Annotated in this window: 20 protein-coding genes and 1 pseudogene; 11 read left to right on the top strand and 10 right to left on the bottom strand. The window is 42.4% G+C overall.

From position 1 onward, the window contains the following. Positions 1–38: 38 nt before the first annotated feature. Positions 39–1,199 (bottom strand): DVU0298 family protein, encoded by a 1,161-nt coding sequence (locus AAC978_RS05500; RefSeq protein ID WP_341547035.1) that lies wholly within the window; start codon positions 1,197–1,199, stop codon positions 39–41. A 126-nt stretch (positions 1,200–1,325) separates the two neighbouring features. Beyond that, positions 1,326–1,541, bottom strand: coding sequence for a tautomerase family protein (locus tag AAC978_RS05495; RefSeq protein ID WP_341547034.1), 216 nt, complete (start codon positions 1,539–1,541; stop codon positions 1,326–1,328). 202 nt (positions 1,542–1,743) lie between these two features. On the opposite strand from AAC978_RS05495, the gene AAC978_RS05490 reads away from it, so the two are divergent. Then, positions 1,744–1,932: a CooT family nickel-binding protein gene (locus tag AAC978_RS05490; RefSeq protein WP_341547033.1), complete on the top strand. Its 189-nt coding sequence runs from the start codon at positions 1,744–1,746 to the stop codon at positions 1,930–1,932. Between the two features lie 5 nt (positions 1,933–1,937). Then, a pseudogene (gene tsaA / locus AAC978_RS05485) lies at positions 1,938–2,546 on the top strand (tRNA (N6-threonylcarbamoyladenosine(37)-N6)-methyltransferase TrmO); the annotation flags it as partial. 257 nt (positions 2,547–2,803) lie between these two features. Here tsaA and AAC978_RS05480 read toward each other — a convergent pair. From AAC978_RS05480 to AAC978_RS05470, 3 genes are all read right to left on the bottom strand, one after another. Further along, entirely contained in the window at positions 2,804–3,310 is a 507-nt protein-coding gene (locus AAC978_RS05480; protein ID WP_341547032.1) for a DoxX family membrane protein, read from the bottom strand. A gap of 69 nt (positions 3,311–3,379) precedes the next feature. After that, positions 3,380–4,210 (bottom strand): manganese catalase family protein, encoded by an 831-nt coding sequence (locus AAC978_RS05475; protein WP_341547031.1) that lies wholly within the window; start codon positions 4,208–4,210, stop codon positions 3,380–3,382. Positions 4,211–4,620: 410 nt separating this feature from the next. After that, the gene (locus AAC978_RS05470) at positions 4,621–4,776 is read right to left on the bottom strand and encodes a hypothetical protein (protein ID WP_341547030.1); all 156 of its coding nucleotides are present in this window, start codon (positions 4,774–4,776) and stop codon (positions 4,621–4,623) included. 422 nt (positions 4,777–5,198) lie between these two features. On the opposite strand from AAC978_RS05470, the gene AAC978_RS05465 reads away from it, so the two are divergent. From AAC978_RS05465 to AAC978_RS05440, 6 genes are all read left to right on the top strand, one after another. Beyond that, complete coding sequence (locus AAC978_RS05465) at positions 5,199–7,292, top strand: glutamine synthetase III family protein (RefSeq protein WP_341547029.1); 2,094 nt, start codon at positions 5,199–5,201, stop codon at positions 7,290–7,292. A gap of 151 nt (positions 7,293–7,443) precedes the next feature. Next, positions 7,444–9,075, top strand: a complete 1,632-nt coding sequence (locus AAC978_RS05460; RefSeq protein ID WP_341547028.1) for a sigma-54 interaction domain-containing protein — start codon at positions 7,444–7,446, stop codon at positions 9,073–9,075. A gap of 239 nt (positions 9,076–9,314) precedes the next feature. Further along, positions 9,315–10,673, top strand: coding sequence for an amino acid permease (locus AAC978_RS05455; protein WP_341547027.1), 1,359 nt, complete (start codon positions 9,315–9,317; stop codon positions 10,671–10,673). A 125-nt stretch (positions 10,674–10,798) separates the two neighbouring features. Further along, the gene (locus AAC978_RS05450) at positions 10,799–12,187 is read left to right on the top strand and encodes a tryptophanase (protein ID WP_341547026.1); all 1,389 of its coding nucleotides are present in this window, start codon (positions 10,799–10,801) and stop codon (positions 12,185–12,187) included. Between the two features lie 228 nt (positions 12,188–12,415). Beyond that, positions 12,416–12,796, top strand: a complete 381-nt coding sequence (locus tag AAC978_RS05445; RefSeq protein WP_341547025.1) for a RidA family protein — start codon at positions 12,416–12,418, stop codon at positions 12,794–12,796. 177 nt (positions 12,797–12,973) lie between these two features. Next, positions 12,974–14,338: an FMN-binding glutamate synthase family protein gene (locus AAC978_RS05440; RefSeq protein ID WP_341547024.1), complete on the top strand. Its 1,365-nt coding sequence runs from the start codon at positions 12,974–12,976 to the stop codon at positions 14,336–14,338. A 122-nt stretch (positions 14,339–14,460) separates the two neighbouring features. On the opposite strand, the gene AAC978_RS05435 is transcribed toward AAC978_RS05440, so the two are convergent. Continuing rightward, complete coding sequence (locus AAC978_RS05435) at positions 14,461–16,710, bottom strand: cell wall-binding repeat-containing protein (RefSeq protein ID WP_341547023.1); 2,250 nt, start codon at positions 16,708–16,710, stop codon at positions 14,461–14,463. A 337-nt stretch (positions 16,711–17,047) separates the two neighbouring features. Here AAC978_RS05435 and AAC978_RS05430 point away from each other — a divergent pair, with 337 nt between their 5' ends. Next, positions 17,048–17,590, top strand: a complete 543-nt coding sequence (locus tag AAC978_RS05430) for a hypothetical protein (RefSeq protein WP_341547022.1) — start codon at positions 17,048–17,050, stop codon at positions 17,588–17,590. Here the strand turns inward: AAC978_RS05430 and AAC978_RS05425 are convergent. Next, positions 17,587–18,078 (bottom strand): PspC domain-containing protein, encoded by a 492-nt coding sequence (locus tag AAC978_RS05425; protein ID WP_341547021.1) that lies wholly within the window; start codon positions 18,076–18,078, stop codon positions 17,587–17,589. The two genes, AAC978_RS05430 and AAC978_RS05425, sit on opposite strands and share 4 nt — an antisense overlap. Before the next feature lie 250 nt (positions 18,079–18,328). Here AAC978_RS05425 and AAC978_RS05420 point away from each other — a divergent pair, with 250 nt between their 5' ends. Next, positions 18,329–18,814 carry a LiaF transmembrane domain-containing protein gene (locus AAC978_RS05420; protein ID WP_341547020.1) on the top strand — a complete coding sequence of 162 codons (486 nt, stop codon included), beginning with the start codon at positions 18,329–18,331 and terminating at the stop codon, positions 18,812–18,814. 18 nt (positions 18,815–18,832) lie between these two features. Here the strand turns inward: AAC978_RS05420 and AAC978_RS05415 are convergent, their stop codons facing one another. The 3 genes from AAC978_RS05415 to AAC978_RS05405 all read right to left on the bottom strand — a co-directional run bounded on the left by AAC978_RS05415 (position 18,833) and on the right by AAC978_RS05405 (position 23,329). Next, the gene (locus tag AAC978_RS05415) at positions 18,833–19,714 is read right to left on the bottom strand and encodes an NAD(P)-dependent oxidoreductase (RefSeq protein ID WP_341547019.1); all 882 of its coding nucleotides are present in this window, start codon (positions 19,712–19,714) and stop codon (positions 18,833–18,835) included. Positions 19,715–19,875: 161 nt separating this feature from the next. Further along, positions 19,876–20,841, bottom strand: coding sequence for a DUF2935 domain-containing protein (locus AAC978_RS05410; RefSeq protein WP_341547018.1), 966 nt, complete (start codon positions 20,839–20,841; stop codon positions 19,876–19,878). 265 nt (positions 20,842–21,106) lie between these two features. Continuing rightward, on the bottom strand, positions 21,107–23,329 hold the full coding sequence (locus AAC978_RS05405; RefSeq protein WP_341547016.1) for a YcdB/YcdC domain-containing protein: 2,223 nt from the start codon (positions 23,327–23,329) through the stop codon (positions 21,107–21,109). Positions 23,330–23,595: 266 nt separating this feature from the next. Here AAC978_RS05405 and AAC978_RS05400 point away from each other — a divergent pair, with 266 nt between their 5' ends. Continuing rightward, positions 23,596–24,147, top strand: coding sequence for a hypothetical protein (locus AAC978_RS05400; RefSeq protein ID WP_341547014.1), 552 nt, complete (start codon positions 23,596–23,598; stop codon positions 24,145–24,147). Positions 24,148–24,168 lie beyond the last annotated feature (21 nt).

Genomic DNA, 24,168 nt, shown 5'->3' with positions numbered 1-24,168 from the left:
CCACTCTTGTAAAATTTAACTATCTTCCCCTATTCTCCCTATATTCGGTGATGGGAAGCCTCCAAACTGAGGAGACGTTCTTTATGATCAAGACCACTGGCATAGCCGACCAAATCGCCGCTTTTTCCGACCACTCGATGACAAGGGGTTATAATGCCGATAGGATTCTTATTATTGGCCATGCCTACAGCTCGCGGGCCTTTAGGATTACCTACATTTTGAGCAATTTCTCCATAACTCCGTGTTTCCCCATAAGGGATTCTTCTTAGCTCTTCCCAGACCTTTTGTTGAAAGGTTGTCCCACGGGAATCAATGGGGATAGTAAATTCTTGACGATTTCCGGCAAAGTACTCAGCCAATTGGGTTATCACTTCACTATTGGGGTGAATTCTCGGCAGGACAAGTGCCCCTGGCGCTTGTTTTTTAACCCAAGCCCTAAGTTCATTTTCCTCCGTCTCCGGGTTACCAATGCTCAACCAGCAGAGTCCTTTTTGTGAGCTAGCAATACAGATACTCCAGTTAAAGTCTCCTTGTTGGAATTCTTTAGTGCAGAAAGTAATGACTTCCTTCTTCAACAACTCCGAAACTTTAAATGATTGCAATTCACCATCGATATAGATCTCGATAATCGAATGATCCTGCTCTAGTTCTTTCTTTAGATCTTCGGATATCTCCCACTTTTCCTCAGCCTGCGCATAATTCTCCATTAAAGAAAAAATCCAAACCGCTAAGCCTCTTAACTCGGCAGCATCTGCAGTTAGAAAAGGGCAGACTTTCTCAAAAACTGTGTCCACAGCTTGCGGAAGGACAATCGCAAGATGACATAATCCCCAGAGAGTACCCACTTGCAAGCTCTCATCATCGCTGAGATTTGCTAACTGCCAATTAAAATGCCCGCATTCTTTCGGGTTATGGGCCATGATACTACCAATTGCCTCGGAAGCATTCCAAGCTGTTCCGCCTGATTCATCATTTAAAGACCAGAAATATCTCCTGATAAGCTCAGCTGCGTAACCTTTATTCTGCTCTTCCACCAAAGCAGCGGCTACACCCAAGGCTTCCACTGCCCGCCAAAACATCAAGCCATCCTTCACATAAATCCTGCTCATGAGGCTACGAATGCAATTCTTCTCCCTTAGAGTCTCACTGCCCCCAGACCAATCTCTTTTTTGCAGGATACTTTCTAATTTCTTTTGCATACTCTCACCTTCTCTTATCTTCACTTATTTCCCTAATCATCCACCAAAATTCATCTTTTTTCAATAGTCTCTTCAGGCAAAATAATAAAAGCCGGCAGTTACCTACCGGCTTTTTTAGATCACGTCTTAATCTTTAATCTCTTTGTATTTATCCCAGTATGGACTCTCCACTAAAACATCTCCACCAATACCGAAATTACTATACTTATGTTCGTCGAGAACAACTGTAAAAGAAGCCATGGGCAAACCGGTTGCTTGAGAAGCAGCTTGAGATATACCGTGAATTAGGCTCCGCTTCTGATCCATGGAAAGTTCGGGACCGTCGAAATGAATCATTGGCATATAAACACCTCCCTAATAGCTTGTTAAATACATCTATTAAAATTCCCGATTTCCCTGAGAAACATGTAAACCCGAGAAGGAAATTTTATTTGTATGAAGAATAAAGAATATATGAAATGAATGGAAGTAAAGGCCATGGAGGTCTTACCGTTTTAACGGTATCTCCATGGCCTTTTCACAATAATTTTAAGGAGGAATCGATATGTGTGAAGCGAATGCCTATTTAAAAGATGGTGCGGAAGAAGTTCTGTTTATGGAAGCCGTGGATATTATCGAGCCCCATGAAGAAGGACTAAAGATTGTTGACATCTATGGCAAGCAAAAGTTTATTCGTGCAGTCATTAAGGATATGAATTTGCTCAACCATCGCATTGTGCTTGAGAAAGGTTGATGTATATGAAAATTGAATTCCAAGCTATTGGTACTATTCATACCCCCTATCTGCCTTCTCTTCCGATACCTAATCAACCTCATCAAAATGCGCCTGGGGAGTTTTGGATTAGCCTTGATCCCGAATATACCGACGGACTAGATTCTCTTGCATCTTTTCGCTATATTACAGTTCTTTTCTATCTAGACAAAGTCTCAGAACATAGCTTAAAAATCAACCCACCCTTTGCCCCAGAGTTGGAAGTTGGGGTTTTTGCCAGTCGTACACCTCGCCGCCCGAATCCGATCGGCTTAAGTGTCGTGGAACTAAAAAACATTGAAGGACATGAGATTCTGATCTCAGGCATTGATGTCTATAATGGCACTCCCCTCTTAGATATCAAGCCGTATATTAAAACACTGGATAGCAAAGCCGATGCCAATGACGGGTGGATGGATGCCCTTCCTGATAAGGAACATCGATTAGCACACTTCTTAGGTCTCGACCATGAGCACGAGCATTCACACGACTATGCTCACGGTCATTCACATGACCATGCTCACGAACATAAACATGACCACTCTCACGAACATAAACATGACCACTCTCACGAACATAAACATGACCACTCTCACGAACATAAACATGGCCACTCTCACGAACATAAACATGACCACTCTCACGAACATAAACACGACCATGATCACGATCATAAACACGACCATGATCACGAGCATAAACACGACCATGATCACGAGCATAAACACGATCATAATCATCAGCTTAAACACAAAGATTGAAAATCTAAAAGATGCTCTCTTGAGAATAGGTGATACCTAAACCTCTCGAGAGCATCTTTTCTATTACATCGACGTGTACGCGAACAGCTTTACTATCCCTTTGCCAATCGCCACTTCTTCCAGCGGGGAAGGAAGACTCGATCTACACCCCAATAGTAAGCAGCGGCACCGGCCCAGAGAAGCACTCCTTCCCAAAAAAGCATCACTGGATTAGTACTGACTGCTCCGGCTAATAGATAGCTTAAGTTCATCAATATGGCGGCTAGGAGGGCAAGGGAAGTAAGGAAGCCAAGAATAAGCCCTAAGCCAACTAACAATTCACCCCAAGCTACAACATAACCAAAAAAGGTGGCATTCGGCAAAGCAACATTTTCGATGAAAGTAGCATACCAGCCTTGGACGTCTGGATGTTGGCCGCCCGTCTTGGCTAAGGCAGCATTCAGAAAACCTGTCACTGCCGTGCCGGCTTGCGGTCCAACCCAAACAGTAGAACTTGCTCCAAATACTTTATCGAGACCATGACTAAACCATTCCCATCCCACATAAACCCTTAGTACGGTCCAAATAACCTGCATAAGCCGTGATTCTCGCCAAGCCATTTGCAATTCCTCCAGTCAAGCGAATCCATTTTACTGTATTTTTATGATATTTGAAACTTAATGTTAAGGTTAATGCATTTGTTTTTCTTGCCCTGGCACATTTGCCGTTATTGGTTTAGGTTGTGTATATTGAGGGTTATTTCTGGTATTATCTTGGTAGCCAGGTCCAACCTCTCCCTTGCTGTCCGCACTGCGATCTTTACCATATTGAGCGGGTCCACCAAATTTCTCATTAGGATTCTCTTCATATTGAATTCCATTGCCCTGATTCCAAGGTCCACGAGTATCTCCCAAGCCAGTGGATAAATTCATATATTTTTTTGAGAACTCGGAATCACGGAAATTCGCATCGACCCCAGTGCCTTTAAGAGTCTCGATTGCCTGCATAAAGGAGAAATTATGTGATTCTTCTCGGCTGAGAAGGAAGCGAACCATATCTTTAACTCCTGCATCATCGGTTTGTTGCAACAAGCGTTCATAGATTAACTTTGCACGAAGCTCGCCAGCGGAGTTGGAGCATAGATCTGCATAAAGATCCCCCGTAGTCTCGATATAAGATGCGTTCCAAGGAGCTCCCATTGAATTCGTCAAGCTAGGTCCACCTGTTAAGAGAGCCAAGTGGATAGCCGGGAAATCCCTTGGCACCTTATCTGTTGGCCCAAGAAGCATAGCGATACATTCTCCAACCATCTCAAAATGGCTCAGCTCTTCTGCAGCGATATCCTGCAGCATGTCCCGAATCTGGGGATTATTGCACCCAACTGCTTGAGTGAAATACTGCATAGCGGCTTTTAGTTCACCGTGAGGTCCGCCAAATTGCTCTAGTAATAGATTAGCAAACCGGGGATCAGGGCGATCAACATGCACTGTGTATTCCATATCCTTGATATGTTTAAACATAACGACACCCTCCTTTACTTAATAAGTAAACAAAGTTATTATCCTCTGTGAGGAAAAAACTATACACAAAAGTCAACACTTATAAATTAGGTTAGAGAAAACCAGACTTGTCGTGCTAATGTCGGTGCCGTTAACACTTTATGCTTTAATCCAAGTTGAGTGATCAGGAAATTCCCTGCCAGTAAAATCAATGCTATGATTTACCAAGATCCATTTTTCCATGCCTAGCATTAAAGAGCGAACTAATGGATCCATTCATACACTCCTTCCTGATTTCATAAGAGATTTCTATGGATAGGAAGACTTTAAAGAACTATTGATACAGATTAACTGGAATGTATCAAAACATGACAAAAAGGCCGTTATGAACGAACTAGTTTAGTCCATAAAGGCCTTTTATTAGCTAAAGTTTAGGGAACCATTCCGAAAGGCATTTTTACCAAATCATCTTTTTCATATTGATTGGGTTTTACATTAAGTTCTAGTCCAATATTGTTACTCACACTTTGCATATCTGTTTTCGTAGTTATTGTCATCTCGTTTTTATTATCATTTTCTACATTCACGATATTCCCTCCCTAAATTCACTATCAAACTATTTTTTACAACTTATTCTATTAGACACCGACAACAAAAAGATACCTCCTTTTGTTAATTTAGTTTCTACGATATCTATAGATTTATGCAAAATTATGCCTTAGCCGTTATTATAGGTTCGTTCAACGAGAACACTCAAAGAATCCAAGGCTATATCCCCCCACTACCCCAACAACCTGCAGGGTTGCCGGATCATGAACTGACTTGGCTGCGTCGGGTTAATTCTTAAAAACCTTTCACTAATTGCTAACAGATATCTTGTTTTTTTCAATGATATATGATAGTTTATCAATAAGGCATTCGAGATCTAAGGCACTCGATAGAGATTTTCTTATGAGAATCCTATGGGTGCTTTTTTCCTTTTGTTAGTCATATTAAGGGAGGATAAACGATGGATATCTTCGGCAAAAATGTATTTAATGATGGAGTTATGCGTGAAAGATTACCTAAAAACACTTATAAGGCGCTCCACAAAACTATTGATGAAGGACTACCTCTACAATTAGAGGTTGCCGAAGTTGTCGCTAATGCTATGAAAGACTGGGCTATTGAAAATGGAGCAACCCATTACACTCACTGGTTCCAGCCCATGACTGGCTTTACAGCAGAGAAACACGATTCTTTTATCTCACCGACAAGCGACGGACGCGTAATTATGGAGTTTTCGGGCAAAGAGTTAATCAAAGGTGAGCCCGATGCGTCATCGTTTCCTAACGGTGGAATCCGCTCAACGTTTGAAGCGAGAGGGTATACCGCTTGGGATTGTACCTCTCCTGCCTTTTTAAGAGAAGATGCCGGAAAGGTAATCCTTTGCGTTCCTACAGCCTTTTGTTCCTACACCGGAGAAGCATTAGATAAAAAAACTCCTCTCCTACGCGCCATGGAAACCATCTCGAAACAAGCCCTTCGTATCCTTCGCTTATTTGGCAACACTACTTCTAAACGTGTGACTCCTACAGTTGGAGCTGAACAGGAGTTTTTTTTGATCGAAAAAAAATACCACCAAAAGCGTCTTGATCTTATGCTTACCGGTCGTACCCTTTTCGGAGTTCTACCTCCCAAAGGGCAAGAGATGGAAGACCATTATTTTGGAATTATCAACGAGCGGGTAACCGCCTTTATGCAAGAAGTAAATATCGAGCTCTGGAAACTAGGGGTCCTGGCTAAAACCCAACATAAAGAAGCGGCTCCCGGCCAATATGAAATCGCACCTATATTCACCAGCACGAACATTGCTACAGACCATAACCAAATCATTATGGATACACTCCATAAAGTGGCTAACCGTCATGGCTTGGCTTGTCTCCTTCACGAAAAACCCTTTGCCGGTGTCAACGGATCCGGAAAACATAATAACTGGTCATTGTGTACGGATGAGGGAGCTAACTTACTTGAACCGGGTAAAACTCCTCATGAGAACGCACAGTTCTTGACCTTTATTTGCGCAGTCATTAAAGCTGTTGATGATTATGCTGAGCTTCTGAGGGCATCTGCAGCTAACCCTGGCAATGACCATCGTCTGGGCGCCAATGAAGCACCACCGGCCATTATTTCCATCTTCCTCGGTGATGAATTATCGGATATTATCGAACAACTAAAAATCGGCAAACCCAATACATCCAAGCAGGGAGGTCAAATGGCCATCGGGGTATCAACTCTACCTTCTTTGCCTAAGGACTCTACAGACCGCAATCGGACCTCTCCCTTTGCTTTTACAGGTAATAAATTTGAATTCCGCATGGTACCCTCTTCGCTTTCCATTGCTGGTCCTAATGTGATAATCAATACCATTGTCGCTGAAGTGCTTTCGCAAATGGCAGATCGCTTAGAGAAATCTGAGGACTTCCATAGTGAGCTTCAAGCTATTTTACAAGAGATCGCCATCAATCATTCCCGGGTAATTTTTGATGGCAATGGTTATTCCGAAGCTTGGGTTAAGGAGGCCGAGAGACGAGGCTTACCCAATCTCACTTCAACTGTGGAAGCTATTTCCGCATTAATCAGTAATAAAGCCATTGATCTCTTCAAAAAGCATGGGGTTTTCAGTCAGACAGAACTTCACTCTCGCTACGAAATCTATCTCGAGCAATATTCAAAAACTATTAATATTGAAGCCCTCACCATGATTGATGTGGCTAAACGCCAGGTCCTCCCCGCTGTTGTTCGGTACTCAACTGAGCTAGCGAACTCTATCAATACGATTCGCACTGCAGATCCTAAAGCAGATGTTTCAGCACAGAAGAATTTGCTCAACGAAATCGCCCCATTACTCAAAGAGCTTAGTCTTAGAATCAAAGACTTACAAGATGCTACCTCAGCGGCAAAACAACTTCATGGAGATGCCTATAGACAAGGCATTTTATATCGTGATTTGGTCTTCAAGACCATGAGCGAGTTGCGCCAGGTCGTCGACCATCTGGAAGTTCTGGTGGACTATGAAATGTGGCCGTTGCCTTCTTATACCAAGATGTTATTTAGACTTTAGTAAAAAATACAATCCTTAATTTCTCTATAAGCTAGCATTAAACCGCTAGCTTATACTTTTTTGACTAATCGCTACAAAAATATATATATAACTTTTACTTAAAAGCTATAATAAACCTAAGTCAACACTTATCATTTGAAGGGGTGCCCTCATGAACTCTCTAGAATTTATTGTCCGTATTGAATTTGTCGATCGCCCGGGTTTAGGTTATGATATTTTTCAGCGCTTTGAAGCCAATAACGTGGATAAAGTGACGATGGAAGTGACCCAATGGCAAGAAATGATGATAAAGTTTCGCTGTTCCACTCAGAAAGAATCTGAGGTTCTGATCCAAGATCTTCTGACCGTCCCCGGTGTAGTATCGGTAAAGATAGCCGAGCACATGCCTTATGAAGAGAGAGCGCTTGAACTCAATACTATTCTTAACCTTGTTAGCGAAGGAATCGTCGCCATCAATATCAAGCATCAAATCACCCATATCAACGATGTTGCTGCTCAGATCTTTCATACAACTCGTGAGAAAGCCCTCGGCCAAAATGCAGAGCTCTTATTTGATGCCAATCCTCCAATTTTTGATACCCTTAAAACCGGCATCCCCTATAGCCTAAAAGAGCGGGAAATTCAAAGAAATAACCATGTTATCCATTTCTTGACCAGTGGCGTGCCTATTGTAAATGGTAAGGGGCAGATTATCGGCGGAGTCATGACCATTAAAGATTTTCGCCAGGTGGAAGAAATTCTCTCCAAAGTCGAACGAAAATCTCAATCTTCACCCTTTGATCAAATCATCTACCAAAGTAGTCGCATGAAAGATCTGATCGAGACTGCTAAAACAGTGGCCCGAGGTACATCTACCATACTGCTTCGAGGTGAAAGCGGAACGGGTAAAGAGTTGTTTGCCAGAGCAATTCACGCCGAAAGCCCACGCTCTCGACTTGCTTTCATTCCCATTAATTGTGCTGCTTTACCAGATACTTTATTGGAGAGCGAACTTTTCGGGTATGAGGAGGGCTCTTTTACAGGAGCAACCAAAGGGGGTAAGAAAGGATTTTTCGAGCAAGCCCATGGAGGCACTCTTTTTCTTGATGAAATCGGAGAAATTTCTCCTCCTGTTCAAGTCCGCCTGTTGAGGGTTTTGCAAGAAGGAACGATACGTCGCATCGGAGCATCGAAAGAAATCCCTGTCGATGTCCGAATTATTGCCGCAACCCACCGCAACCTTGAAGAAATGATTAAACAAGGTCAGTTTAGAGAAGATCTCTATTATCGACTTAATGTGATCCCTCTTCAAATCCCCTCCTTACGAGAGAGACCTGAAGATATCCCTTTGATTGCTCAAGCCTTAACTCGAAAAATTGTCAAAAAACTGGGCAAAACTGAAATGTACCTCACTAAAGACAGTCTCGACTTACTCACGGCCCAAAAATGGCCCGGTAATGTTCGACAACTTGAAAATTTATTAGAGAGAATCATCAACTTAAATATCAATTTAGAGATCCAGCCCAGTTCCTTTTACGAATGGGTGGATAGTACATTAGGTGATCGACAACAGAAGACCTCCGAAAACACACCCGATCATATCATCATCCCCATGTCGAATCCTTTGTCTCCTCTTAAAGAGATTGTTGCCCAAGTCGAACGCCAAGTCTTGCTTAAGGTCCTTGCAACACATCGTTCCTCTCGTCAAGCTGGTAAAGTTTTAGGTGTTTCCAATACCACGATTTTAAATAAGATTAACTCCTACGGAATTAAAAATCTTGAAGGATCTGAAAAACAACCCTAAGCACTACAGGATTGATAAGTTTATTTATCAGGTGATAAGAAAAGTTGACAATTTTTCTTATCACCTTTTTTATGAGTGCGATCATTTTGCAATACCTGTCCTTATAAACTTGCATAAAACCATCTCTTTAAAAACAAAATATAACAAATAAATTCGTCAGCTTTGCAATTTCTCTTGGCATACAAATTGCATTTGTTATGGAATAGTACTTTTAATACATTTTTGAAAGGGGAAAGTATATGAGCACAAAAGAAAACGGTATGCATCGTGGTCTAAAAAACCGGCATATCCAAATGATCGCTCTAGGAGGAGCAATTGGCACCGGTCTTTTTTATGGATCTGCTGCAACAATTGAGCTTGCTGGACCAGCTATCACATTTTCCTATCTCATCGGTGGTTTCGCCATTTTTCTTATTATGAGAATGTTGGGGGAAATGTCTGTCGATGAACCTGTTTCCGGGTCTTTCAGTCACTTTGCCAATAAGTATTGGGGCGAATTTCCTGGATTCCTCTCCGGTTGGAATTACTGGTTCAATTACATTGTCGTAAGCATGGCGGAATTGACTGCTGTGGGGATCTATATTAACTTCTGGTTCCCTGATATTCCGCACTGGATGACTGCTCTAGTATGCTTGGTCCTCATTACTCTGCTTAACCTTATTAGTGTCGGTGCCTTTGGCGAATTTGAATTCTGGTTTGCTATCGTTAAAGTAGTTGCCATTATAGGCATGATTGTTTTCGGCTTATACATCATCTTCGCTGGAATCGGCGGTGAAGCTACGGGATTCAGCAATCTTTGGGCTCATGGCGGTTTTCTTCCCAATGGAATGACGGGACTTCTTTTCTCTTTGGTTCCAGTTATGTTTAGCTTTGGTGGAATTGAGCTCATCGGCATCACGGCCGGCGAAGCCGACAATCCCAAAAAATCCATTCCCAAAGCTATCAACCAAGTAATCTGGAGAATTCTTATCTTCTATGTGGGAGCCCTCTCCGTTCTGATGATTCTCTATCCTTGGAACCAAGTGGGTTCAGAAGGAAGCCCCTTTGTCATGATCTTTTCAAAAATCGGCATCCCTGCCGCAGCGACCCTTCTCAATATCGTTGTGCTAACCGCTGCTCTCTCCGTATACAACAGTGGAGTCTATAGTAACGCACGTATGCTCTACAGTCTCTCTTTACAAGGAAATGCTCCGAAAGTCTTCAGCAAACTAAACAAACGTGGGGTTCCGGTAACAGGTGTATTTGTCTCTTCCGGAATTACCTTACTCGCTGTTATCCTCAACTTTCTATTTCCCGGACAAATCTTTATGTATCTCATTGCGGTGGCGATTATTGCCGCAGTTATTACTTGGATGACGATTATTATCGTCAACCTGAAATTCCGCCAAGCAAAAATCGCTCAAGGCGAAGAAAATAATATTGAATTTAAAACTCCCTTACACCCTTTTTCCAACTATTTCTGTGCAGCCTTCCTGGTTATGATCGTAGTGCTTATGGCTTTTACTGAAAGCATGAAAATGGCGGTTTATGTACTACCCGCCTGGTTACTCATCCTCTGGATTGGCTTCAAAATTAAAAAATCCAGAGAAGGCAAGTAAAGCCTTGGACTTTGGCACGAATTTTGCACAACACTAAGTTAGAACCCTGTCACATCTGCCAAATACCGTCCGCTCATCATTTTGATAACCGGGGTATAAATAAAAAATAAATGGAGGTATTTGTTATGGCAATTAAGTATGTACCTGAACCGTTTCGAATTAAGGTAGTAGAACCCTTACGGATGCTTACTCAAGAGGAAAGAGAGGAAAAAATCGCTAAGGCCAATTACAACCTTTTCAACCTACGGGGAGAAGATTGCTACATCGATTTACTGACAGATTCCGGAACTAATGCGATGAGCCAAGAGCAGTGGGCCGGTGTGATGAGAGGCGATGAGGCCTATGCAGGAGCTTCCAGCTACTTTAAGCTCATGGACGCTGGTAAAGACATCTTTGGCTATGGTTATATTCAACCTGTTCACCAAGGTCGTGCAGCAGAGAAGGTCGTTTTTCCCTTGCTGCTCAGCGAAGGTAAATTTGCAATCTCTAACATGTTCTTTGATACCACCCGCGCCCATGTCATTTTATCTGGCGCTAGACCCATTGACTGCGTCGTAGAGGAAGCCAAAGATCCCTCAAAACGCGCTTCCTTCAAAGGCAATATGGACATTGCTAAGATGGAAGAAGTCATCAAAGAAAAGGGCCCAGAAAACATTGGCTTGGTTGTCATGACCATCACCAACAACTCTGCTGGCGGACAACCCGTCTCCATGAAAAACATTCGTGAAGCAGCTGCTGTTGCTAAAAAATACGGTATTCTGATGTGCATCGACGCAGCACGCTATGCTGAGAACGCTCACTTCATTAAACGGGATGAGCCAGAGTATAAGGATGTATCCATCAAAGATATCGTTCGTGAAATGTTCAGCTATGCCGACATCTTTACCATGTCAGCTAAGAAAGATACTATCGTCAATATGGGCGGTCTGATTGGTGTCAAAGATGCGGAATCTCCACTAATCTTAAAAATTAAGGCAAATTGCATTAGCTTTGAAGGTTTCTTCACCTATGGTGGTCTTTCCGGACGTGATATGGAAGCCTTAGCTATCGGTCTCTACGAAGGAATCGATGAGAATTATCTCCGTTACCGGATTGGTCAAATGGAATACTTGGCAGCTCGCTTAGATGATGCAGGTATTGCCTATCAGTCTCCCGTTGGCGGTCATGGCGTGTTCGTAGATGCTGCAGCTATGTTCCCCCATATTCCTTACTATGAGTTCCCTGCTCAAGTTCTTTGCATCGAGCTTTATAAAGAAGCTGGCATTCGGACTTGTGATATTGGTTCCTATATGCTAGGTAATGATCCGGATACCGGAGAGCAATTAAAGGCCGATTTTGAATTCAGTCGTCTTGCCATCCCACGCCGCGTTTACACCCAAGCGCATCTTGATATTATGGCCGATGCTTTGATCGAAATTAAGCAAAGAGCTCACACTATTAAACGTGGCTATAAAATCACTTGGGAACCCCCCATTCTCCGTCACTTCCAAGCATCACTAGCACCAATAGAATAGTAACACCATCACAAAAGCTTAGTTAATCGATAAACGCCCTGGGGCGCGGTGACTCCTATCACTGCGCCCCAGGGCGTCCGGATATTACGAAATTTAATTGCTTCAATAAGTATAGCCTTGTTTATGGATGTCTGCCTTCGGTTGGTGCTATAATAGAATCATTATCAACACCAACATGCTAAAGCGATACAAAGCTACCCTAAAACATTTCGAATTGGAGGTTCTATTATGTCCATTAAGGTTTTACACACTGAGAAGGCCCCTGCAGCCATCGGACCCTATTCTCAAGGAATCAAAGCAGGAAATTTTGTTTTTACTTCAGGTCAATTACCTCTGAATCCCGCCATCGGTGAATTAGAAAGCGACATACGTAAAGCAACTCAACAGTCTTTGGAAAATATTAAGAACATCTTAGAAAGCTCTGGAACCTCCATGGATAAAGTTGTTAAAGTTACTGTTTTCCTAAGAGATATAAATGATTTTGCGGCTATGAACGAAGTCTACGGCACCTTCTTTACAGCGAATCCACCGGCACGCTCTGCCGTTCAAGTTGCACGACTCCCCAAGGATGCTATTATCGAAATCGAGGCTATTGCTTTGGTAGACTAATGTCTTCCCATTGCAACAATAATATACCTCGTTTTTGAACTAAAATTGAACTCTATATGCTCCATATGTAAGATATCCCTTTAATTAGCCGCGACTTAGGTCGTGGCTATTTTTTTGCCAATAAAAATTCTCAAGATGCACATACTAAACTAACTTTGTAGAAGAAGGTGTAAAAATATGCTTAATGAATTAATGCTTCGCCTTATGAATCCTTTAACTGATGCTATGCTAGAAAATATGCTCACCGAATCCTACCCTAATAATCCTATGGTCATGACCACAACCTTTGAAAAACTGAGTTTACGGGCTGTGATCGAGGCTGGCATTCGAGCTGAGACTGGCAAAGCTCTCTCAAGACCTATGGGAAGCCCCTTACGCTTATCCCCTTGGGAACAACTCTTGCTCAACCCTAGGCAGCTCTTTCAACTTCCTACCCCAGACGAGACCACCATCGAAACTAAAGTGGTCATTGGTCCCCATGCCAAAAATCCCCTCAAGTTGGATACTCCCATTTTAATCACGGGCATGTCCTATGGAGGATCCCTGAATATGCCGATGAAAATCGCCCTTGCCAAAGGAGCTTCCATAGCCGGAACAGCCACCAATACTGGTGAATCCGCTGTTTCTGAAGAGGAACGAGAAGCTGCTGATTACTTAATCGGTCAGTATAATCGTGGTGGCTGGCTCAATACCCCAGAGCAGCTTGAGCTAGTGGATGCAATCGAGGTTCAACTTGGTCAAGGGGCATGGGGAGGAGCCGTTGCTTCTTCTGTGAAAGAAGATGAGATGGATGAACACTTGAGGGTACTATGGAAAGTTGATGAGGGCGGAAGCACTGGAAAACGCTCTCGCTTACCTGATGTCAATTCATCGGAGGACGTTGTTAAACTTATTAAAAAGCTGAAACAAGACTATACCGTTCCAGTTGGAATTAAAATAGCGGCTACTCACTTCATGGAACGAGAACTCGAAATCATCGCCAAGACAGAGGCAGACTTCATTTGCATCGATGGCCAAGAAGGCGGAACAGCCGCCGCCGCTCCCACTTTGGAAGACGATATGGGACTACCTACCCTCTTCGGTTTGGGCAGAACCATTCATTGGCTCAGAGAACAAAACCTTCGCGATAAATTCACTGTAATCGCTGCCGGTGGCTTCAGGACACCGGGTGAAATGCTAAAAGCTTTAGCTTTAGGCGCAGATGCTGTATACATAGGTTCTATTGCCATCATTGCCACTCTACAAAAACAGATCACTAAAGCCTTACCTCAACACCCCGCTCATCAACTCGCTTTGTATAACGGAGCACTGACAGATGAACTCGATATTGAGGAAGGAAGCCAGCATCTCGCCAACTTCCTGATGTCCTGCCAAGAAGAAATGAAAATGGCCCTACAAGCCATGGGGAAAAAGAGTATTCAGGAACTCGGTAGGGATGATCTTGTCTGTCTGGATTCCGAGCTGGCAAAAAACCTTGAGATCGGCTATGCAGGCACCCCAGCATCAAATCACTGGGGAGGCACTACTTTGGCAGCTCGTTAAAGATACCTAAGGTCACCTGTGCGGTACAGAAATAAGATAATCAAAAAGGAGGGGCTGCCCTCCTTTTTGATTTCACAGCTTGATTCTATTTAAGCTGTATTATAGTCCTTCTCTATTTAGTCTTACTCGTTGTTTTCTGGCGCTGCAGTGACGACTACTTCACCATTTGTGGAAGCAAGCACTTCACTTTCTTGGCCATCTGCGACAACGGTTATGACTTCTAAAGTATACTTATAGGTGCCAGCTTCATTAAAAGCGACTTTGAATTGACTTGCACCATTGATGAAGGGGAATCCTGTTGCAGGACCATAAAGAGCACTGCTTTTTTCATCTAAAGGAAGAGCTTTATAGATTCCGTCATTTTCAAGGTATTGAAGAACAACATTTTCTTTGTCCCCTTCAGTTAAGGTCACCTTGACAAGAACCTTGGTATTAGCTGCTGCTGGGTCAGACACAAAGCTATTAGGAGCAGTGGTCACATCGAATTCAGCCGTTTCACCAGCAGTTAACGCATTAGCTAATCCAGAAGTGATGGTAGGAGCAGCGAGAAGCTTCGCATCACCAGTTAACTCGGTGTTTTGAACCGTAAACTTGCGCCCGTCTTGGTACCCGATAGTGATCACAGCTTTGGTGGGGACATCCTCGACGGTTCCCTTGAACTCACCATAAGTCCAATAACCATCAGCCCCAAAGGATCCATTGATGTTGAAAGGAGAAGAAAGTTGTTTACCAGTTAACTCGAAAAGTTTCGCGTTATTAGCACGAGTAGCCGTGTTTGTAGCTAAAACTGTCTCAGTAACTTGCTCTTCTTCAGTTTTTTCATCTTTGATGGTTTCTACTTTAATCAAACTCACTTCAATGCTCTTTAAGTCTACAGGGAGTTTGTCTACTAAGGTGAACCCTACACTGTAGCCGTTAACCCCAGAGCTTTGCATTACACCGAAATCTTCAGCCTTAACATGGTTGAGAGCTTCTTTGTTCAGATCTTCCGGATTTCCAGTAAGATTGGTATTCACTACTTCGAAAACACGATCATCCGCATAGGTCACTTTGATAACAACCTTAGTGGGAACATCAAGAACTGTCCCATTATACTTTCCATAGGTCCAGAATCCATCGGCAGTGAAGTTTCCGTCAATATTAAAGGGAGTAGAAAGCTGTGTGGCATCAGGGTAAGAGTTAAAGAGTTTATCTAAACTGGTGTTTTTAGCAAGGACGTTATCCCCTTTATAAAGGGTGACCTCAACACTCTTTAAATCTCTAGCAGTTCCATCAACAATTTGGAAACCAACATTGTAACCATTCACGCCAGAAAATTGCATAACACCAAAATCTTGGGGACGAACATGATTCAAGGTGAGAGCTTTATCTGTGACAACAGTCGATCCACCGATGGCTACAATGCTTTTATTTCCTAATTTCGGAAGCAGAAAGTCTTCTACTTTTTTGCTGAGCTTATTATCAGTTAAAACAATCGGAGAATTGGTTTTTGCTGCAAGCGCAGATACAACCAGTGCATCCACAAGATGGTTATCAAAACCATTGCCAACATAAACCTTATCGTATTTCAGGTCAGAAAAGGTCTTTAAAACTTTCAGGTTCGTATCGAAACGATCATCCCCGAAAATACGAATCTTACTTTCACCATCTTTTCCTGGCAATTCCTCATAAACTTTTTTACTAACCAAGGTTTCTCCACCGAGGACGTAGGTTTCCTTCACTTGATCTTTGATGCTATCCAAATATTCTGCCTGTGCTTCCAAACCTTGATTTGGATGGGCTAACAGAATCGGCATATTCTTTGCAGCTGCTATAGAAGCTACAGAAAGAGCATCAGCATTTTTAAATGCAGTGGTGACCATAACTCCTTGTACGCCTACGAGCTGTTCTGCAATATTTTTCGCCGTTGCGAAGCGATCTTTACCGCCCAATTCCTCTTTGACGACAATTTTCAAGTCATTATCCTTGAAAGCCTTCTCTAGAGCATCCTTTTTTATAACACCACTTACAGTGTAAACTTCTTCAACCTTTAAGGTTTTAAGTGCTTCGATGGTTGCTTTAGGAATGATGGCACCATCAGTCAATAGAATGGGCGCATCCACAGAATTAGCAAAAGGTGCTGCAGTTAATGCATCCACTAAGTTTTCTTTTTTACCGGAAGCTAGGATTGCAACTTTAGTAGTTTCCCATCCCTCAGTCGCAACTTTTGCTGCTGTCTCAAAACGATTGTCACCATATAAACGATCAACGGAACTCTTAGTTTCACCGGCGGGAACCTGAGTGTCGGCTAAAACAGCTGCCGGAAATGCAGTGCCTAATACCATGGTTGCAACAATTACACTGGATAAAACACGAGCTCTTGTCTTTTTCATTCGAGTGATTTCCCCCTATAGTTGTTTTAATACATTTATGATTGCGTGCTACATGCAAATCACAAAGTATAAAGTGTATATAGATTTGCAAATCATGATATACACTATTGATATACTCGATGATTTCATGTCCGCAATACCAATGATATATCAAATACATCTATAAAGTCATTGATATATTTTTGGAAACGATTGTGAGATATATCTCGAAATAAAAACTACAAATATATAGAATGAACGCCGAGATAATTGGTAACTTTTGTAAATACACTCGAATATTGTGAATTAAGATATCGGTAAACCAACTAATGGTGTTTTCCATAAAGGAGGAAGCAATATGCACCTTTTCTCGCCACCAAAAACACAAGATAATTCCTTGGGCACCCCTCATGCCAACTCACGATTCTTTCAAAATAATATATATAAACAATCACCACTAGGTTCTTATCCCTTACCCTCGAATCCTAGAAGTGCACCTCTCTCCAATACGGAAAAAGCATTGCAAAGCGTCCCTCAATCAACTGTCAATCCAAACACTCCTACCATCGTAAATCCGATTACAAAAACGAACTCTTCTCACAATTCTTCAGAAAAATCATCTGTAAATGCTTCTGAAAATATCAATCCATCTCTAAAAACTCTTCTTCAAAACCAAGGCTTGAATCTTCTTAATAATTACGGTCCTATCCTTGCCCGAGAATTTGGGACGCCTTTAGCTAGAAACGTCGCACCTCAGCTCGCCGAACGATTAGGTCCAGCCCTTGCCAATAAAGTAACTCTTCCCCTAATAAAAAAAGTAGGCTTTCCCTTGGCTAAAAGGGTCGGCCTACCGTTAGCTAAAAAATTGGGTGGACTTGTATTGAAACGAATCGGTTTTTAGGATCTTTTCCAGATCAACATGGCTCCGAGTACAATTAAAACTAGGGGCCACATTTTACTTATGATAAAGGATAAGGTGTCCCAAATCGGAAACCATTGATTCAGCAAAAAAAGCACACCAAGAGCAACTAGGATGATTCCTGCTGTTCTGCCGCGTTGCGAGTAATTCTTACTTGTAGTGTACGAAGAACTTGTATGGGAGTCGACGCCAAAATCTCTTGCTGTATTCTTAACATTTTGTACGACCTCATCCATGATATCTTGAACATGATCACCTTGTCCACCGTAAGAAACGGGGCGTTCGCGCCGATCACTCGGTATTATAAATAACGCTGCAAGATAAAGTAGAACACCTGCCCCTCCCATAAATAATGTAATCAGAGCGACTACCCGCACCAAAGTTACATCCACTTCGAAATAGTCGGCTAACCCTCCACACACGCCACCTATCATCTTTTCCCTTGAGGACCGATACAAACGATTTGTCATGCCGATTTCCTCCCTGTCTATCTTCACAATTCACTATCTATGCTTTGTGAAAACCAATCTTCTTAGTATAATGATATTAAGAAAACTTTTTTAAGTTATCAATATCTTTCATTCCTAATACGCACATGGTGTTAAAAGGTTTCACCCATTTTAAATTTTTGTTGTCCTATTTATTCGAGCAACCTTTTAAATGAACCCAAAGCTAATATATATTATGGCTGATACATAGGAGTGCAAGGAGGAAGGTTTTATGGAAAGAAACAAGTCGTTTTTGGGAATTCTCCTTATCGGGCTGGGTGGTATCCTGTTGAGCGCTAATCTCCTCGGATTTCGATTCGAAATGATTGCCACTCATTGGCCGCTCTTGCTGATTCTCTTGGGTTTATTTTTTGAAGGAACCTATCTCACCGGAAAGAAGGCCCCCGGAATACTGGTTCCCGGGGGAATCTTGCTCGTTATTGGTTTTCTCTTTGAGTTTGAAATGTTAACCCATTGGCGTTTTTCCGAATATACATGGCCAATTTACCTCTTAGCTGTAGCCTTTGGCCTTCTACAGCTCTATCTTGCATCTGAACGCCCACGGGGGCTCCTAGTTCCTATCGCAATATTAAGTAGTATTGCTATAATTGCTTACTTATCTTTTATCTATAATGCCCTAGCTGTCACCGTGAATCTTGGTTTGATCGTTCCCCTCATTCTGATTGTGAGCGGAATATTAATCATCCTTCGCCGTTAATCAGGCAATCGCTCAAGCTCACTTTATGTAGAGCTTGTATAAGGCATGGGTGCCGCTATTCTCTTCGCCTTGAGCAGCTAATCGCTCGTAGAGAGATTTCGCCAACTCGAGGCCAGGAGTCGACAAACCCATTTCCCGGGCAGATTCCAAAGCAATTTTCATATCTTTGATAAAATGCTTCACATAAAAACCAGGCTCGAAATTCCCAGCAATCATTCGCGGACCGAGGTTGCTTAATGACCAGCTACCCGCAGCACCTCCAGCAATACTGTCCAGAACTCGAGTAGGATCTAAGCCGGCCTTCTGGGCATAAGCGATTGCTTCACAAACTCCAACCATACCGGCAGCAATCGTGACTTGGTTGGACATCTTTGTATATTGCCCTGCACCGGCTGGCCCCTGCAGGATAATATTTTTTCCCATGGCTTCAAAAATGGGTTTGATAGAGTTGAATACCTTTGCTTCTCCGCCAACCATGATCACGAGGGTGCCATTTTTCGCTCCCACATCTCCGCCTGATACTGGCGCATCAAGGATATCTATCCCTTTTGTTTTACCTTGCTCGGCAATCTTCTTGGCCAAGAGCGGGCTAGACGTGGTCATGTCAATCAAAACACTTCCTGGTTTAGCATGTGGGATCAATCCCCCTTCGCTCAGGTACACCTCTTCTACATCCTGAGGGAAGCCCACCATAGTGATGATTACATCGGATTGTTGAGCAAGCTCGGCCACAGTATCCACCCATTGGGCACCTAACGCAAAAAGTTCTTCAGCACTAGCTTTCGTCCGATTATATACTGATATGGAGTATCCTGCCTTCAATAAATTCTTAACCATACTTCTCCCCATAACCCCTGTACCTATAAAACCTATCTTCTGTAAAACTGTATTTTCTTTCATTGCCAAAACTCCCTTTACTCAATCTTGTCTTACTCGGTAGTTATTACCTAAATCATATTCTTATTATAACAGCTTGTCCTTTTTAAATAAAACCCGGCTTCGAAAAGCAAATAGCCATGATGGGATTCTATTGATCCTCATCATGGCTATTTGCTTAAGAATTATCCTTTTCCACCTTTGAACTCGGGCAGGGGTAAGCCAAGAATTCTCAGGTAATGAATTGCTTCTCTCAGCACATGGTCCGCAAGTAGGGGGAGCATCAGAGACCGCAAATGGCAGCATAGTATGGCATCGGTTGCCGCAGCTTTAAAATCTTTAAACTCCTCTGTCACACCAATGGTTTCATTGGTAATCTGTCTAAGATTAGAACGAGGCACCATTCCATCGCCAAATTTATTTAACAGCTGCTCATAAATTAATGCAAAATGATCGGCTTGGGCAATCATGGCTTTTTCCTTGGGATCCAAGAGATGACTGATAACTTCCGCATGCTCTTTCATGATGTGGTCCCAGAACATTTGCATCTCCACCATATGATAGGTAGGGTCTAAAAACTGATGATTCTGCAACCTCTTGATCTGTTTCATATACATTTCGGTTTCTACCATTTGATGTTCATAGATCGACGGAAAATTATGACTAAAAATACAGCAGCGACCAATTTCCTTCAATGCGCGGTCTAAATATTCATACATGGAACAGGCACAAGCGAGAGCTTTTTCATTGAGCATGCGTACCTGTTCAACTACCTCTTGTTCATAAGGAATCATTCCCATTCCCCCACCCATGTAGGGGTGTAGGCTCATAGTTTCGACGGTTAACTGGGTGGCTATAGGGATACAGGTCAGCTCTTGAGTCTTTTGTTCGGCTTTAATGGTCTTATTGGTAAATAACTCTCCAGATCTCATAACTTCAATACTGATTCTTCCATCAGCTAAGCAATTTGCCTCATGAAGGATTTCTTCAAATTGGCATTTGTATGCGTCCGCCTCTTGCATCCACTCGCCATCTTTACATATAAATCCGCTCTCCAAAAAGATGGCATGCTCTTTCATAATCCTCGCCCAAAAGAGATGAAGTTCTAATGACTCACGGAGAAAATCGCCGGTCATTGGCAGGGTACTCATAAAGGCAACTCCTTTCCATAAATGCCCCATGCACAAAGTATCTCTGAGACAGCATATTCATAACTACACACTATAGCTACCTTAAGCCCTATTCCTTTTTATTCCATCTGATTTAACATTCTTCTTTAGACTTGACTACCCCCCTTTAGTACCCAACCCATGTAAAGGCGTAGGCAGACGCGGAATAATTCTGTAAAAAAGAAAGACCGGAACAAGCCTTAGCCTCTCACAGTCTTTCTCTACCTAAACTATTCAACTATGAACCTTAACGATTCGCCCTCAGTGATTTTACGAGTGTATAGGCTGCTTCTTCACGGGTAACTTTTTTTGTTGGGTCGAATTTACTTCCTTCGATGTTCATAACATCCAAACCCTTAGTGAGGGCGATATAGCCTAGGCTTCCAGCGCTAAATGCTGTTGAATCCTCATAGGGATTTTGGAAAAGCTCTTCCATCTGAGCGATCTTCTCCAGCTGTAGCATCCGAATAACTAATTTGGCATGCAACTCGCGACTGACTTGATCATTAAGAGATAAACTTTCTTTCAGCCACCCCAGTTCCTTGGCTTGTTTCAAAAGTTCTTCATCAGTCATTCCTTGATAGGACCAAGCACCATTTTTAGCCACGAACATAGCTCTTAACAAGGATTCAACTGTAACATTTTCAGTGGGTCTGAACTCATCATCATATTCCCCAAAGGCTCCGGCTTGACCGAGGAGTTTGATCTCTTCTTCGGCAAAGCTACCCGAGCTATCGCTGAAGTTATAGGGTCTTGGTTGTTCCTTGATGGGTTTACCCTGCCAATCCAAAAATTCGCCGGTTTTGGCATCCATTAGATTGGAGACCATGTTATTGTTTTCTATCTTAGGTTGATAAACGATAAGTATATCGGACAATTGACCATTCTTGTTAATTTGCACATATTTCAGCTCTAGAGCTCTTTTTTGGAGGAAGGTATCCTCCCCTTGTTTTTGACTCATCGCCACGGAAGCACTGGGGAAATTCACATCAGAAAAATTCATATCAAAGGCAATCACTTTTTTACTATTACGATCAACTGTGACTGAGAATCCATTACCAGGCACAGCCACCCCATTCACTAGACGTTGATAACGAAAGTCATGGCTAGGTTGGTCTTCTGGATACTTTTGTCCATTATCTAGATTCTCTAAATATTCGACTTGTTGAAGGCGGTTGGGCTGAATCTTCTTCAAGAAAGCATCAGCAACTGCTTTGGCCCCGACCCGGTTTAAGGCATCCGCACCTTTCGGGTGTTGGGTAGAGGAATATACATTAAAGCCCATGACTTCACCGGTGGCTGCATCCACACGAGCATAAACAGCGTTATATCCCTCAGTGCTATCCTCGCTGCTCCAATCGAAGGACCAAACTTGCTTCTGATCTAAATCTCCTTGTCTGCCCAGATTGGCACTGCGTAGAGTAAGCCCCTCGGGTATGTCCACCCATTTTTTGACACTTTCAACAGCTTTCTCTTGTGAAAGAAGCTTAGCATTATTATCAACTTCTTTTTGCTCTTCAGGTGTTATAGCCTTTTCCGTAGCAGATTTCGCCATCCCACCCAAACCACCAATTGCATCTAAGGTCGAATCTTGGAGCCACTCCCCGGAGTTGAGCTTAAGCGGTTCACCTGTTTTGGCATCGATCATACCATTAAAAGATTTATTATTCAATTGATAGACCAACAAAGCACTTTTCTTGGCGTCAGCCATCTTGCTATCCAATGGTCTAACACCGGAGCTAAGGAAATACTGTAGTTCCAAGAGCTTATGATTGACAAAGGCTTCTCGTGCCTTAGTTTCCCCTATGACACCCGTAAGGCTTGGGATACTTTCCTTGCTCCAATTAAAAGAATAGCTTGTAACCGTACCATCATAGGCATTCACTTGAATACTGACTCCATTGCTAGGAAAAGGTACTCCATTGACTACTCGCTGCCATTGCACAGTGTAGGTGGTATACCCATAGTCTATGACAGGGATAATTTGCGTATTTTCAGGTTTAAGTTCTAATTCATTGAACCGATCGCCAAGAATACTTTCTACTAACTTTTCAGCGATAACTTGGGCCTCTTCATATGTATGCTGAGGAACACTTCCTTGATTGGCAGGATTTATGCTATTCCAACTGTTCATATAAATGATTTCGCCGGTATCCACATCTACTTGAGCGTTAAAGCTTCCACCTGATTCCTCCTTTGAATTCCAGAATAAGGACCAAGTCTGCCTTCCGTTATAGTTATTGTAACCCGATGTGAATTCCGTAAAAGCTGCTGGAACTGTAAAGTTCTTTTTCACTATTTTTATCGCGTCTTCCAGGGTCACTTTTACTTGGGTGGGAACCGCTATGGTCTCCACAACACTCATAGGTTTAACACTGAGCTCCGCTGCCATTATCGAGGCGGGTAAGGTGCCTTGGACTAATAAAGCAACCGCCATTGGAATCGCCAATTTACGTAATTTCTTGCTCATATTCCATTCCCTTCTTTCATTGTCTTTATAAACCTCATTTGCCATAATAGACGCAAAATCCTGCTTAGATATGACGTGTGAAATATTCTTTTAATAAGATATTTGTAATCCTCTCTAAAATATACCAACTATTGAACCAATAATGTCCAATAAATCCAATTTCTAATTAGTACACTTTTCTAAACATTTTTAATTCTCAGAAGGGAATCTCAAATTAATGCAGAATAAATAAGGAAAGAACAAACGCGACAGGAGGTAAGAAGAATATGAATCGCAGTATTTGGTTTTTTTCTGTTGCCTTAGCAACTCTATTTCTTCTTGGACATTGGATTCCTGAATTTTCTGCAGCCTCTAATCTCAGCTCCCCTGCGCAGCCTGTATTAGCTTCCAACTTAAGCCATGAGATTGACCCAGCTGAACGCAAAGAAATGGAAACTCTAGCTCTAGATTTTACCAACGGGTATTACACGTATACTTTGGACAATTATATGCAAGCTGGCCAAAGCCTCCTTCCCCTCTTAACCAAGAATTATCAACTAACTTACGCTATCTCTCTCGAAAAAAGCTTTACCGCAGCCAAAGCTGTGCAAGCGGAATCCTCAGTAGTAAGTGCCTTCATCATGGGGGTCGAGAAAACTGCACCTGATGCCGGAATAATTAAGTTGCAATTTAAAGCCAAAGTTTTGACTCATGAAGTAGAAACCTTGAACCGTTATAGCACGACTTTAGAACTTAAAAAAGAAGATGGAGCTTGGCGAATCAACGATATACTCGAAGAGGATCCCGTTGCATTCTCGAATCTCCAAAGTCTGCTCTAGGCAACAAAAGCGAAAATTAAA

The organism is Desulfitobacterium sp. THU1, assembly GCF_038181555.1.
Lineage (GTDB): Bacteria > Bacillota > Desulfitobacteriia > Desulfitobacteriales > Desulfitobacteriaceae > Desulfitobacterium.
The sequence above is the reverse complement of the archived record's forward strand: the minus strand, read 5'-3'. Positions and strand labels throughout refer to the sequence as shown.

What these genes read in the sequence shown, in the direction of transcription:
- AAC978_RS05425 (WP_341547021.1), bottom strand. Translation starts at nt 18,078, where the DNA reads ATGACAAATCGTTTGTATCGGTCCTCAAGGGAAAAGATGATAGGTGGC.
- AAC978_RS05440 (WP_341547024.1), top strand. Translation starts at nt 12,974, where the DNA reads ATGCTTAATGAATTAATGCTTCGCCTTATGAATCCTTTAACTGATGCT.
- AAC978_RS05465 (WP_341547029.1), top strand. Translation starts at nt 5,199, where the DNA reads ATGGATATCTTCGGCAAAAATGTATTTAATGATGGAGTTATGCGTGAA.
- AAC978_RS05450 (WP_341547026.1), top strand. Translation starts at nt 10,799, where the DNA reads ATGGCAATTAAGTATGTACCTGAACCGTTTCGAATTAAGGTAGTAGAA.
- AAC978_RS05495 (WP_341547034.1), bottom strand. Translation starts at nt 1,541, where the DNA reads ATGCCAATGATTCATTTCGACGGTCCCGAACTTTCCATGGATCAGAAG.
- AAC978_RS05480 (WP_341547032.1), bottom strand. Translation starts at nt 3,310, where the DNA reads ATGGCTTGGCGAGAATCACGGCTTATGCAGGTTATTTGGACCGTACTA.
- AAC978_RS05445 (WP_341547025.1), top strand. Translation starts at nt 12,416, where the DNA reads ATGTCCATTAAGGTTTTACACACTGAGAAGGCCCCTGCAGCCATCGGA.
- AAC978_RS05460 (WP_341547028.1), top strand. Translation starts at nt 7,444, where the DNA reads ATGAACTCTCTAGAATTTATTGTCCGTATTGAATTTGTCGATCGCCCG.
- AAC978_RS05415 (WP_341547019.1), bottom strand. Translation starts at nt 19,714, where the DNA reads ATGAAAGAAAATACAGTTTTACAGAAGATAGGTTTTATAGGTACAGGG.
- AAC978_RS05430 (WP_341547022.1), top strand. Translation starts at nt 17,048, where the DNA reads ATGCACCTTTTCTCGCCACCAAAAACACAAGATAATTCCTTGGGCACC.
- AAC978_RS05455 (WP_341547027.1), top strand. Translation starts at nt 9,315, where the DNA reads ATGAGCACAAAAGAAAACGGTATGCATCGTGGTCTAAAAAACCGGCAT.
- AAC978_RS05475 (WP_341547031.1), bottom strand. Translation starts at nt 4,210, where the DNA reads ATGTTTAAACATATCAAGGATATGGAATACACAGTGCATGTTGATCGC.
- AAC978_RS05400 (WP_341547014.1), top strand. Translation starts at nt 23,596, where the DNA reads ATGAATCGCAGTATTTGGTTTTTTTCTGTTGCCTTAGCAACTCTATTT.
- AAC978_RS05490 (WP_341547033.1), top strand. Translation starts at nt 1,744, where the DNA reads ATGTGTGAAGCGAATGCCTATTTAAAAGATGGTGCGGAAGAAGTTCTG.
- AAC978_RS05420 (WP_341547020.1), top strand. Translation starts at nt 18,329, where the DNA reads ATGGAAAGAAACAAGTCGTTTTTGGGAATTCTCCTTATCGGGCTGGGT.
- AAC978_RS05410 (WP_341547018.1), bottom strand. Translation starts at nt 20,841, where the DNA reads ATGAGTACCCTGCCAATGACCGGCGATTTTCTCCGTGAGTCATTAGAA.
- AAC978_RS05435 (WP_341547023.1), bottom strand. Translation starts at nt 16,710, where the DNA reads ATGAAAAAGACAAGAGCTCGTGTTTTATCCAGTGTAATTGTTGCAACC.
- AAC978_RS05500 (WP_341547035.1), bottom strand. Translation starts at nt 1,199, where the DNA reads ATGCAAAAGAAATTAGAAAGTATCCTGCAAAAAAGAGATTGGTCTGGG.
- AAC978_RS05405 (WP_341547016.1), bottom strand. Translation starts at nt 23,329, where the DNA reads ATGAGCAAGAAATTACGTAAATTGGCGATTCCAATGGCGGTTGCTTTA.